This is a genomic window from Streptococcus oralis subsp. oralis (assembly GCF_002096455.1).
Lineage (GTDB): Bacteria > Bacillota > Bacilli > Lactobacillales > Streptococcaceae > Streptococcus > Streptococcus oralis_CY.
The window spans coordinates 431,907-443,884 of record NZ_NCUL01000007.1; the positions used below are offsets into that span (position 1 = coordinate 431,907).

The 11,978-nt window shown below is 41.9% G+C and carries 13 protein-coding genes and 1 tRNA gene; 12 read left to right on the plus strand and 2 right to left on the minus strand.

Annotation, left to right across the window (positions count from 1 at the left end; all coding sequences use genetic code 11):
• Positions 1-134: 134 nt before the first annotated feature.
• The 10 genes from B7720_RS04465 (at position 135) to B7720_RS04510 (ending at position 8,695) form a co-directional block, all read left to right on the plus strand.
• A complete protein-coding gene (locus tag B7720_RS04465; RefSeq protein ID WP_000105254.1) occupies positions 135-1,742 on the plus strand; it encodes a CTP synthase in 1,608 nt (535 codons plus the stop codon).
• A 118-nt stretch (positions 1,743-1,860) separates the two neighbouring features.
• Positions 1,861-2,934: an N-acetylmuramoyl-L-alanine amidase family protein gene (locus B7720_RS04470; protein ID WP_162281768.1), complete on the plus strand. Its 1,074-nt coding sequence runs from the start codon at positions 1,861-1,863 to the stop codon at positions 2,932-2,934.
• Positions 2,935-3,027: 93 nt separating this feature from the next.
• Complete coding sequence (locus tag B7720_RS04475; RefSeq protein WP_084856715.1) at positions 3,028-3,327, plus strand: DUF4651 domain-containing protein; 300 nt, start codon at positions 3,028-3,030, stop codon at positions 3,325-3,327.
• On the plus strand, positions 3,324-3,641 hold the full coding sequence (locus tag B7720_RS04480) for a thioredoxin family protein (RefSeq protein ID WP_084856717.1): 318 nt from the start codon (positions 3,324-3,326) through the stop codon (positions 3,639-3,641). The genes B7720_RS04475 and B7720_RS04480 overlap by 4 nt, the downstream gene beginning before the upstream one ends.
• Positions 3,642-3,656: 15 nt before the next feature.
• Positions 3,657-4,283, plus strand: coding sequence for a YtpR family tRNA-binding protein (gene ytpR, locus B7720_RS04485; protein WP_084856719.1), 627 nt, complete (start codon positions 3,657-3,659; stop codon positions 4,281-4,283).
• A gap of 41 nt (positions 4,284-4,324) precedes the next feature.
• On the plus strand, positions 4,325-5,086 hold the full coding sequence (locus tag B7720_RS04490; protein WP_084856721.1) for an SDR family NAD(P)-dependent oxidoreductase: 762 nt from the start codon (positions 4,325-4,327) through the stop codon (positions 5,084-5,086).
• A gap of 77 nt (positions 5,087-5,163) precedes the next feature.
• The gene (locus B7720_RS04495; RefSeq protein ID WP_000282459.1) at positions 5,164-5,559 is read left to right on the plus strand and encodes a single-stranded DNA-binding protein; all 396 of its coding nucleotides are present in this window, start codon (positions 5,164-5,166) and stop codon (positions 5,557-5,559) included.
• 308 nt (positions 5,560-5,867) lie between these two features.
• The gene (gene groES, locus B7720_RS04500) at positions 5,868-6,152 is read left to right on the plus strand and encodes a co-chaperone GroES (protein ID WP_000917326.1); all 285 of its coding nucleotides are present in this window, start codon (positions 5,868-5,870) and stop codon (positions 6,150-6,152) included.
• A gap of 15 nt (positions 6,153-6,167) precedes the next feature.
• On the plus strand, positions 6,168-7,790 hold the full coding sequence (gene groL / locus B7720_RS04505; RefSeq protein WP_084856723.1) for a chaperonin GroEL: 1,623 nt from the start codon (positions 6,168-6,170) through the stop codon (positions 7,788-7,790).
• A 137-nt stretch (positions 7,791-7,927) separates the two neighbouring features.
• Positions 7,928-8,695 carry an epoxyqueuosine reductase QueH gene (locus B7720_RS04510; protein WP_000567555.1) on the plus strand — a complete coding sequence of 256 codons (768 nt, stop codon included), beginning with the start codon at positions 7,928-7,930 and terminating at the stop codon, positions 8,693-8,695.
• Positions 8,696-8,765: 70 nt separating this feature from the next.
• Here B7720_RS04510 and ntdP read toward each other — a convergent pair whose 3' ends face one another.
• Entirely contained in the window at positions 8,766-9,299 is a 534-nt protein-coding gene (ntdP, locus tag B7720_RS04515) for a nucleoside tri-diphosphate phosphatase (protein ID WP_000775318.1), read from the minus strand.
• Between the two features lie 88 nt (positions 9,300-9,387).
• Entirely contained in the window at positions 9,388-10,164 is a 777-nt protein-coding gene (gene recX, locus B7720_RS04520; protein WP_042902059.1) for a recombination regulator RecX, read from the minus strand.
• A 37-nt stretch (positions 10,165-10,201) separates the two neighbouring features.
• Here recX and rlmD point away from each other — a divergent pair, with 37 nt between their 5' ends.
• The gene (gene rlmD, locus B7720_RS04525; RefSeq protein WP_042902060.1) at positions 10,202-11,563 is read left to right on the plus strand and encodes a 23S rRNA (uracil(1939)-C(5))-methyltransferase RlmD; all 1,362 of its coding nucleotides are present in this window, start codon (positions 10,202-10,204) and stop codon (positions 11,561-11,563) included.
• Positions 11,564-11,629: 66 nt separating this feature from the next.
• Positions 11,630-11,701 (plus strand) — tRNA-Glu (locus B7720_RS04530).
• The last annotated feature ends 277 nt before the right edge of the window (positions 11,702-11,978 follow it).

Consider the following 11,978-nt stretch of genomic DNA (forward strand, 5'->3'; position numbering starts at 1 on the left):
GGGGCTCCCTAGTTACTAGGGAGCTATTTTTGTTTTTCAGGAAGTTTTCTTGAAAAGTCGTTATTCATAAGGGTCTTGTTTTCTATTTCCCCTCGTAGTTAACAAGACCTTGAGCATTTTAGAAAGAGGAATCTATGTCTACGAAATATATTTTTGTAACTGGTGGTGTGGTGTCGTCTATTGGGAAAGGAATTGTCGCAGCAAGTTTGGGTCGTCTCTTGAAAAATCGTGGTCTCAAAGTGACTATTCAGAAGTTTGACCCTTATATCAATATCGATCCGGGAACCATGAGTCCTTACCAGCACGGAGAAGTCTTTGTGACAGATGACGGAGCTGAGACAGATTTGGACTTGGGTCACTATGAACGTTTCATCGATATCAATCTCAACAAATATTCCAATGTGACAACTGGTAAAATTTACAGTGAAGTTCTTCGTAAGGAACGCCGTGGAGAATACCTTGGGGCAACTGTTCAAGTCATTCCTCATATCACAGATGCTTTGAAGGAAAAAATCAAGCGTGCCGCTCTAACGACAGACTCTGATGTCATTATCACAGAGGTTGGTGGAACAGTAGGAGATATCGAGTCCTTGCCATTCCTAGAGGCCCTTCGTCAGATGAAGGCAGATGTGGGTGCGGATAATGTCATGTACATCCATACAACCTTGCTTCCTTATCTTAAGGCTGCTGGTGAAATGAAGACCAAGCCGACTCAGCATTCTGTAAAAGAATTGCGTGGTTTGGGAATTCAGCCAAATATGTTGGTCATTCGTACAGAAAAACCAGCTGGTCAAGGCATTAAAAACAAACTAGCTCAGTTTTGTGACGTGGCACCAGAAGCCGTTATCGAGTCTTTGGATGTCGAACACCTTTACCAAATTCCATTGAACTTGCAGGCACAAGGTATGGACCAAATTGTTTGTGACCATTTGAAACTAGATGCACCAGCAGCGGATATGACAGAGTGGTCAGCCATGGTGGACAAGGTCATGAACCTGAAAAAACAAGTTAAGATTTCCCTCGTTGGTAAGTATGTGGAGTTGCAAGATGCCTACATCTCAGTGGTTGAAGCCTTGAAACACTCTGGTTATGCCAACGACGCAGAAGTGAAGATTAATTGGATCAATGCCAATGATGTGACAGCAGAGAATGTAGCAGAGCTCTTGTCTGATGCGGACGGAATCATCGTACCAGGAGGTTTTGGCCAACGTGGTACGGAAGGGAAAATCCAAGCCATCCGTTATGCGCGTGAAAATGATGTTCCAATGTTGGGTGTCTGCTTGGGAATGCAGTTGACTTGTATCGAGTTTGCTCGTCACGTTTTGGGTCTTGAAGGTGCAAATTCTGCAGAACTTGCACCAGATACAAAATACCCTATCATTGATATCATGCGTGACCAGGTTGATGTTGAAGATATGGGTGGAACCCTTCGTTTGGGACTTTATCCATCTAAGTTGAAACGTGGTTCTAAGGCAGCAGCTGCTTACCATAATCAAGAAGTGGTGCAACGCCGTCACCGTCACCGTTATGAGTTTAACAACACCTTTCGTGAACAGTTTGAGGCGGCAGGTTTTGTCTTCTCAGGAGTTTCTCCAGACAATCGTTTGGTAGAAATTGTGGAAATTCCTGAAAATAAATTCTTTGTAGCTTGTCAGTATCACCCTGAACTTTCCAGTCGTCCAAACCGTCCAGAAGAACTCTACACTGCCTTTGTCACTGCAGCAGTTGAGAATAGTAACTAGTTATCCTCTAATCTCTGAGAGCAATCTCAGAGGTTTCTTCTAGCATATTTAGGATAAGATTTGCAAAAAAAATAGATAGTGATATGATTAATATAATAATTCCTAAGGAGGATATACAATGAAAAAAATCACACTATTTTGTTTGTCTCTAGCAGGTTTAGCTTTACTGGCTTTCCCTCATTCAGGAAAAGCATTCGAATTGGAAGAAGAATGGGTTATTAAGGGTGGGGTTAAGTATCAAGATGGCAAAATTCTTCGATTTAATAATGGCCATGAAGTAGATATCAAAGTCTTGGATTTGCCAAAAACTGAGAAAATCGAGTGGATGGTCAGTCTCAATGGTCAAGATCAGACAGTCAATTTCCTAGGCCAAGAAAAGGACAAGTCTATGGTCGGTACAGAGGGGCGTTACCTGAATTTCTACGTACCTTATGGCTATAGAGGAGATATCAAGGTCGAGGCCAAGAGTGGAAATGAAGTAAAGACCTGGTCCTCTAAAGTGGTAGATGATGTATATAATGGTGAGAAAAGTGGCTACTACCGTATTGAAGAATCAAAAGACCATTACACCTACCTTGATACAAAATGGGACTATCAAACCAAGACCTACACTGCTACCTTACCAGAGACTATCAATGGTCAAAAAGTTTATGCTTGGAAAGACCATGACAATGGTGAGTTAAAACTTACAAACCCAGAATCTATCAGTCATTCCTACAAGGGGGGAGGAGCCTTCCGAGAACTTTATCCGATTGTAAAAGCAGAAAGCTGGCTAAAATCAGACCAAAATTGGTACTATCAAAAACAAGGCCAACTAGTTCAAAATGCTTGGGTTAAAGACAATGGAACTTGGTACTTTATGAATGATAAAGGGATTATGTTTAATCAAACTTGGTTCTATCAAGGTGGCAACTGGTATGCCTTTAAATCATCAGGAGCTATGATTGCTAGTGATTGGCTTTACGACCAAGGAAAGTGGTACTATTTATCAACTTCAGGCTCTATGAAAGCAAGCACTTGGCTTTATGACAAGGGAGAGTGGTATTATGTCACTTCTTCTGGCGATATGGTTGAGAGTGATTGGGTTAAGGATCAGGACAAGTGGTACTATCTGGATTCCTCAGGTAAGATGCTTCGCAATACCTACACACCTGATGGCTATTATGTTGGCAACTCAGGCGCTTGGCAATAAGGATAAGTTGTCCTCTTTCCTCATTGAGGGAAGGGGATTTTCCTTACCTATATGCTACTTCCCTATTTGTCCTAGAGCCCTTTTTGTGTTACAATGAATGATATGAAAGCTAAGAAATTATGGATGACTGGCTTGACTGTGGCTGGTCTAAGTGCCCTTGCTTTGGGTGCCAAAAAAGCAGCAGATAACCACAAACTGATGAAGACGCAAGAAGAGTTGACTGCTATCGTGCGCGAACTTTTCTCAGATATGGGTGAGATTGCGACTCTCTATGTTCAAGTCTACGAAAGTAGCCTAGAGCGACTTGTCGGAGGAGTCGTTTTCGAGGATGGTCGTCACTATACCTTTGTCTATGAAAATGAAGACCTGGTCTATGAGGAGGAAGTCTTATGATACAACCTGCAAGTTTAGAAGAATTGGCATCTTTAGTAGAAAAAGATGGCAAGAAAGTCTTCCTTTTTGTGGCAGACTGGTGTGGCGATTGTCGTTATATCTATCCATCCTTGCCAGAGATTGAGGAGACCAATCCAGAGTTCACCTTTATTCGAGTGGACCGAGACCAGTATCTGGATCTGGCCAAACTCTGGGATGTGTACGGGATTCCTAGCCTTGTTGTTCTAGAAAAGGACAAGGAAATCGGCCGATTTGTCAATCGTGACCGTAAAAGCAAGCAACAAATTAACGACTTTTTAGCAGGACTGAAATAGGAGAAAAAGGAAACAATGATTTTTACATATAATAAAGAGCATGTCGGCGATGTCCTTATGATCATCGTGAAAAACAGCGGAGATGCCAAGTTGGACGTGGAGCGCAAAGGCAAGGTAGCCCGTGTTTTCCTCAAAGAAAATGGAGAAACAGTAGCTTGGAATATTTTCGAAGTTTCAAGTTTGTTTGAAATTGCAGAGCGCGGTCAAGTCTTTTTATCAGATGAGCAAGTGGAACGTTTGAACCAAGAATTGCAGACGGAAGGCTTTGCAGAAGAAATTGTCAATGACAAGGAACCTAAGTTTGTTGTTGGTGAAATTGTCGAGATGGTAGCCCATCCAGATAGTGACCACCTCAACATCTGCCAAGTTGCAGTCGCAAGTGATAAGACAGTGCAAATCGTTGCAGGGGCTCCCAATGCGCGTCTTGGTCTGAAAACCATTGTAGCTCTTCCTGGAGCTATGATGCCCAAAGGAAATCTCATTTTCCCAGGCGAACTTCGTGGTGAAAAGAGTTTTGGCATGATGTGCAGCCCTCGTGAACTTGCCTTGCCGAATGCTCCGCAAAAACGTGGGGTTATTGAATTATCAGAAGACCAAGTTGTCGGAACTCCATTTGACCCAGCCAAACACTGGACTGCCTAGGAAGTTGTCAGTATCTGATAGACCAGATAGAGGGGGATAAGATGGCGAAAAATGTAGTGATTACAGGAGCGACCTCAGGAATCGGTGAAGCGATTGCGCGTGCTTATCTGGAGCAGGGGGAGAATGTCGTTCTAACAGGGCGACGGACAGACAGACTAGAGACCCTCAAGTCAGAGTTTGCAGAAACGTTTCCAAATCAAACAGTTTGGACCTTTCCACTGGATGTGACGGATATGGCTATGGTAAAGACTGTCTGCTCCGATATTTTGGAAACGATAGGGCAGATTGATATCTTGGTCAATAACGCTGGACTAGCTCTTGGCTTGGCTCCCTATCAGGACTATGAAGAGTTGGATATGCTGATCATGTTGGATACCAATGTCAAGGGTTTGATGGCAGTCACTCGCTGTTTCTTGCCTTCTATGGTAAAAGTCAATCAGGGGCATATTATCAATATGGGATCGACCGCAGGAATTTATGCTTATGCTGGGGCAGCTGTTTACTCAGCCACCAAGGCAGCAGTTAAGACTTTTTCAGATGGCCTGCGAATTGATACCATCGCAACGGATATCAAGGTGACCACCATTCAACCAGGGATTGTCGAAACAGATTTCTCTACAGTTCGTTTTCATGGTGACAAAGAGCGTGCTGCCACCGTCTATCAGGGAATTGAGGCCTTGCAAGCTCAGGATATTGCAGATACAGTGGTCTATGTGACCAGTCAGCCTCGTCGTGTGCAGATTACAGATATGACCATTATGGCCAATCAACAGGCGACAGGTTTCATGGTTCATAAAAAATAAAAAATTTTCTCGAAAAGTTACAAATTTCTGTAACTTTTTTTGATTCCTTACGAATAGATAAGTAGGAGGAAGAAAATATGTATAATAAAGTTATCATGATCGGGCGCTTGACGTCTACACCAGAATTGCACAAAACAAACAACGACAAGTCAGTGGCGCGAGCAACTATCGCTGTGAACCGTCGTTACAAAGACCAAAACGGGGAACGTGAAGCTGATTTTGTCAATTTGGTTCTTTGGGGGAAATTGGCTGAAACCTTGGCAAGCTACGCAACTAAAGGTAGTCTTATCTCTGTGGATGGAGAACTTCGTACCCGTCGCTTTGAGAAAAATGGCCAGATGAACTATGTGACTGAAGTCCTTGCCACAGGATTCCAACTTTTGGAAAGCCGCGCCCAACGTGCTATGCGTGAAAATAACGCTGGACAGGATTTGGCAGACTTGGTTTTGGAAGAGGAAGAATTGCCATTTTAATACTCTTCGAAAATCTCTTCAAACCACGTCAACTTCACCTTGCCGTGGGTATAGGTAACTGACTTCGTCAATCTAATCTACAACCTCAAAGCAGTGTTTTGAGCAACCTGCGGCTAGCTTCCTAGTTTGCTCTTTGGTTTTCATTGAGTATAAACATTGAAAAGTCTGAGTTGGTGTCAGACTTTTTATCTTGCCAAAGTCAGACTTTTTTCTTGACTATTTCTGACCAAGTGATACAATAGAACTATGAATTAGCACTCATATATAAAGAGTGCTAATGATATGTATTTCATCATGGAGGAAAACAGATGTTGAAACCATTAGGAGACCGTGTGGTCTTAAAAATCGAAGAAAAAGAACAAACTGTTGGAGGCTTTGTCCTTGCGGGCTCAGCCCAAGAAAAAACAAAAACAGCCCAAGTTGTAGCTACTGGACAAGGGGTTCGTACCTTGAACGGTGACTTGGTTGCTCCAAGTGTTAAGCCTGGAGACCGTGTCTTAGTTGAAGCCCACGCTGGTATTGATGTCAAAGATGGCGATGAGAAGTACATCATCGTTGGCGAAGCTAACATCTTGGCTATCATTGAAGAATAGAAGGAGAAAGTAAGTATGTCAAAAGAAATTAAATTTTCATCTGATGCTCGTTCAGCTATGGTCCGTGGTGTCGATATCCTTGCAGACACTGTCAAAGTAACCTTGGGACCAAAAGGTCGTAATGTTGTGTTGGAAAAATCATTTGGCTCACCATTGATTACCAATGACGGGGTGACCATTGCCAAAGAAATCGAGTTGGAAGACCATTTTGAAAATATGGGTGCCAAATTGGTATCAGAAGTAGCTTCAAAAACCAATGATATCGCAGGTGACGGAACGACAACTGCAACTGTCTTGACCCAAGCTATCGTCCGCGAAGGAATCAAAAACGTCACTGCGGGTGCCAACCCAATCGGTATCCGTCGTGGGATTGAAGCAGCAGTTGCCGCAGCTGTAGAAGCCTTGAAAAACAATGCTATTCCAGTTGCTAATAAAGAAGCCATCGCTCAAGTTGCTGCCGTATCTTCTCGTTCTGAGAAAGTCGGCGAATACATCTCTGAAGCCATGGAAAAAGTTGGTAAAGATGGTGTCATCACTATTGAAGAATCACGTGGTATGGAAACAGAGCTTGAAGTCGTAGAAGGAATGCAGTTTGACCGCGGTTATCTATCACAGTACATGGTGACAGATAGCGAAAAAATGGTGGCGGACCTTGAAAATCCATACATTTTGATTACTGACAAGAAGATTTCAAATATCCAAGAAATCTTGCCACTTCTAGAAAGTATTCTTCAAAGCAACCGTCCTCTCTTGATTATTGCAGATGATGTGGATGGTGAAGCTCTTCCGACTCTTGTATTGAACAAGATTCGTGGAACCTTCAATGTCGTAGCTGTCAAAGCACCTGGCTTCGGTGACCGTCGTAAGGCTATGTTAGAAGACATCGCTATCTTGACAGGAGGAACAGTCATCACAGAAGATCTTGGTCTTGAATTGAAAGATGCGACAATTGAGGCGCTTGGTCAAGCAGCTAGAGTAACTGTGGACAAAGATAGCACTGTTATCGTAGAAGGTGCTGGAAATCCTGAAGCTATTTGTCACCGTGTTGCAGTTATCAAGTCACAAATCGAAACCACAACTTCTGAATTCGACCGTGAAAAACTCCAAGAACGATTGGCTAAATTGTCAGGTGGTGTCGCAGTCATCAAGGTCGGAGCTGCAACTGAAACTGAGTTGAAAGAAATGAAACTCCGCATCGAAGATGCCCTCAACGCTACTCGTGCAGCCGTTGAAGAAGGAATCGTTGCAGGTGGTGGAACTGCTCTTGCCAATGTCATTCCAGCCGTTGCTGATTTGGAATTGACAGGAGATGAAGCGACAGGACGCAATATTGTTCTTCGTGCCTTGGAAGAACCTGTTCGCCAAATCGCCCACAATGCGGGATTCGAAGGTTCTATTGTTATTGACCGCTTGAAGAATGCTGAACTTGGTATAGGCTTCAACGCAGCAACTGGCGAATGGGTCAACATGATTGAAGAAGGAATCATTGACCCAGTGAAAGTGAGCCGTTCAGCCCTTCAAAATGCAGCCTCTGTAGCTAGCTTGATTTTAACAACAGAAGCAGTCGTAGCCAATAAACCGGAACCAGTAGCCCCAGCTCCAGCAATGGATCCAAGCATGATGGGCGGTATGATGTAAGCTTTCTGTAGAAAGCAACTTATAAAAAACACAAAAGGAGGGAATGCCTACCCCTCCTTTTTATGATATTCACTTCTAAATAGATTTGAGCTCTCCTAACTTATATGATAAAATAAGACTAGAAGAAGGAGAAGAACATGATCGATGTAGAAGAAATTCTGAGCAAGATGAATCTCAATCAGAAGATTAATTATGACCGTGTCATGCAGAAAATGGTTCAGGTTTGGGAGAAAAATGAGCAACGTCCAACTATTCTCATGCATGTTTGCTGTGCTCCTTGTAGTACCTACACCCTAGAATACCTGACAAAATACGCTGATGTGACTATCTATTTTGCCAATTCCAATATTCATCCTAAGGCAGAATACCACAAGCGGGCTTACGTCACCAAGAAATTTGTCAGTGATTTCAATGAGCGAACAGGAAATACGGTCCAGTATTTAGAAGCGCCCTACGAACCCAATGAATACCGGAAGTTAGTCAGAGGACTGGAAGAAGAACCAGAAGGTGGAGACCGTTGCAAGGTTTGTTTTGACTACCGTCTGGACAAAACAGCACAGGTAGCTATGGACTTGGGCTTTGACTACTTTGGTTCAGCTTTGACCATCAGTCCCCATAAGAATTCTCAAACCATCAACAGCATCGGAATTGATGTGCAAAAGATTTACACAACCCACTATCTTCCAAGTGATTTCAAGAAAAATCAAGGCTACAAACGTTCAGTGGAGATGTGCGAGGAGTATGATATCTATCGTCAATGTTATTGTGGATGCGTCTATGCAGCTCAAGCTCAGAACATTGACCTTGTTCAGGTTAAGAAGGATGCCACAGCTTTCTTGTTGGATAAGGATGTTGAAAAAGATTATTCTCATATCAAGTTTACTGTCACTAAATTAGATATATAGCAATTAACCCAGCTTCCAGGCTGGGTTTTTCCAATAAAAAAACCAGGGCTCTCACCCCGGCTTGACAACTTTACCGATTCTTTAGTTCTATGTAGCGTTTGTACCAAATGTTGACATAGGCCTCTGAGAAAGGACCGCGTCCATTGTTGATCCAATCAACAAGGATTTTAACATGCTCTTTCAAAATATAGTCTAAATCATCAGAATACTTCATTTTGCGTTTATGGCGTTCATATTCTTCAACGTCCAAGAGACGCTTTTCACCATCAGTGAAAACCTTGACATCCAAATCATAATCAATGTATTTCAGGGCTTCTTCATCTAGATAGTAGGGGCTGGCCATATTGCAATAGTAGGAAATCCCATTATCACGAATCATGGCAATGATATTAAACCAATATTTTTTGTGAAAGTAAACAATAGCCGGTTCTCGAGTCACCCAACGACGACCGTCACTTTCGGTAACAAGTGTGTGGTCGTTGACGCCAATAATAGCGTTCTCTGTTGTTTTTAGTACCATGGTGTCCCGCCAAGTACGGTGGAGGCTTCCATCATGCTTATAACTTTGAATTGTAATAAAGTCGCCTTCTTTTGGAAGTTTCATAACTAACCAACTTTCTACAATTTATAAGTTTATCGTTTACTATTATATCATAAATCGGTCTAATTTTTTTGAATTTTACACGAAAATATTAAAGATATTCTCTGAGAGCGCTGGCTATATCCGAAAAATCATAGCCTTTTCTAGCTAAAACTTGGGTTAAACGCTGTTTAAGTTCGTATCCTTCATACTTTCGAGCATATTTAGAATATTGTTTATCCAGTTCTTTAAAAATGAGCTCTTGAGTCGTTTCTTGGTCAACTTGACTATCCAAGTCATCAAAAGCAATTTTAGCATCAGAATAGGAGAAGCCTTTGTTCGTTAAGTTTTGGATAATCTTATCTTGCAAGGCACGAGCGGGAAGCTTTCCATTGTATTTTTTAAGCAGTTTTTCTGCAACACGTTGAGCAATCTCTGAAAAATCAAAATCCTTTAAAACCTCTTCAATAGTTGATTTGGCAATCCCTTTTTGAGACAGTTTTTGAGCTAGCACATAGGGTCCCTTATCTCCAGAAAGTTGATTGGCATTGATGATGGAATAAGCATACTGATGGTCATTAATCCAGTTATCTTCTTTTAGGTTAGCGATAACTTGACTAGTGATTTTTTCATCAAGATCATACTTTTTCAGATACTCACGAACTTCCTTTTCGGTTCGAGCTTTAAATGATAGATGGTAGAGGGCGAGATTCTTACCATAAGAAAACTGAGCAAAGCCCTGTATCTCGATTAATTCTTCCTTGCTGATCACCTTATCTTTAGACAACATAAAACGGACAATGGTATCTTCCGTGATATAAGAGGTTTGCTGTCCATCTAACTCCATCAAGTAGAGACGTTTTTTCTTTTCAAGTTTTGTGATTTTCATAGTTCTATTATACCCTAAAATGTGATAAGATAGGGGTATGAATCTGAAAGTCAAACAAAAAATACCTTTAAAAATCAAGCGGATGGGTATCAATGGTGAGGGAATCGGTTTCTACCAGAAAACCCTCGTTTTTGTGCCAGGCGCCCTCAAAGGAGAAGATATCTATTGTCAGATTACTTCTGTTAAACGTAACTTTGTTGAAGCCAAATTACTAAAGGTTAATAAGAAGTCTAAATTTCGAGTCGTACCAGCTTGTACGATTTATAATGAATGTGGTGGTTGCCAAATCATGCACCTCCACTACGATAAACAGTTAGAGTTCAAAACGGATTTGCTCCACCAAGCCCTGAAAAAATTTGCTCCTGCAGGATATGAAAACTATGAAATCCGTCCAACTATCGGAATGCAGGAACCAAAGTACTACCGTGCTAAGCTTCAATTTCAGACTCGAAAATTTAAAAATCAGGTCAAAGCAGGTTTGTATGCGCAAAACTCTCATTATCTCGTAGAGTTAAAAGACTGCTTGGTGCAAGATAAAGAAACCCAAGTGATTGCTAACCGCCTAGCTGAACTTCTTACTTACCACCAAATTCCAATTACAGATGAGAGAAAAACGCTCGGCGTTCGCACCATCATGGTACGTCGAGCAAGAAAAACAGGACAAGTCCAGATAATCATCGTCACAAATCGTCAGCTTAATTTAACCCAGCTAGTAAAAGACTTAGTTAAAGATTTTCCAGAAGTCGTCACGGTTGCTGTCAATACAAATACAGCAAAAACAAGTGAAATCTATGGTGAAAAGACGGAAATTATTTGGGGTCAAGAGAGTATTCAAGAAGGAGTACTGGACTATGAGTTTTCTCTCTCCCCTCGAGCGTTCTATCAGCTTAATCCTGAGCAGACAGAAATTCTCTATAGTGAAGCAGTTAAGGCACTGGAGGTTGGCGAAGAAGATCATCTGATTGATGCCTATTGCGGTGTTGGGACAATCGGATTTGCCTTCGCAAATAAGGTCAAGAGTCTCAGAGGAATGGACATTATTCCGGAAGCCATAGAAGATGCCAAGAGAAATGCTCAGAGAATGGGGTTTGACAATACCCATTACGAAGCGGGAACAGCAGAAGAGATTATTCCACGCTGGTATCAAGAAGGCTACCGAGCGGATGCATTGATAGTCGATCCTCCTCGTACAGGTTTAGATGATAAGCTATTGGATACCATTCTGACCTATGTTCCAGACAAAATGGTCTATGTATCCTGCAATGTTTCGACCTTGGCACGAGATTTGGTTAAACTAGTAAAAGTCTATGATCTCCAGTATATCCAGTCGGTCGATATGTTTCCCCACACTGCACGGACAGAAGCAGTGGTTAAGTTAGTGAAGAAAAGAAAAAATTAAATTCACTGAAAAAAGTTCTTGACAAAGGTAAAAAAGTAGGTATAATAGAAAGAGTTGAAAAGCTCAGGTCCGTTGGTCAAGGGGTTAAGACACCGCCTTTTCACGGCGGTAACACGGGTTCGAATCCCGTACGGACTATGGTGTATTGCGGCTAAAAAAACTTGAAAAAAGTTTTAAAAATCTGTTGACAGAGACAGGTAGCTGTGATATACTAATATAGTTGTCGCTTGAGAGAGATTGAGTGACAAAGACCTTTGAAAACTGAACAAGACGAACCAATGTGCAGGGCACTATAACTGAAGTTATAGTACTGAACAATGAAAAAACAATAAATCTGTCAGTGACAGAAATGAGTGAGAACTCAAACTTTTAATGAGAGTTTGATCCTGGCTCAGGACGAACGCTGGCGGCGTGC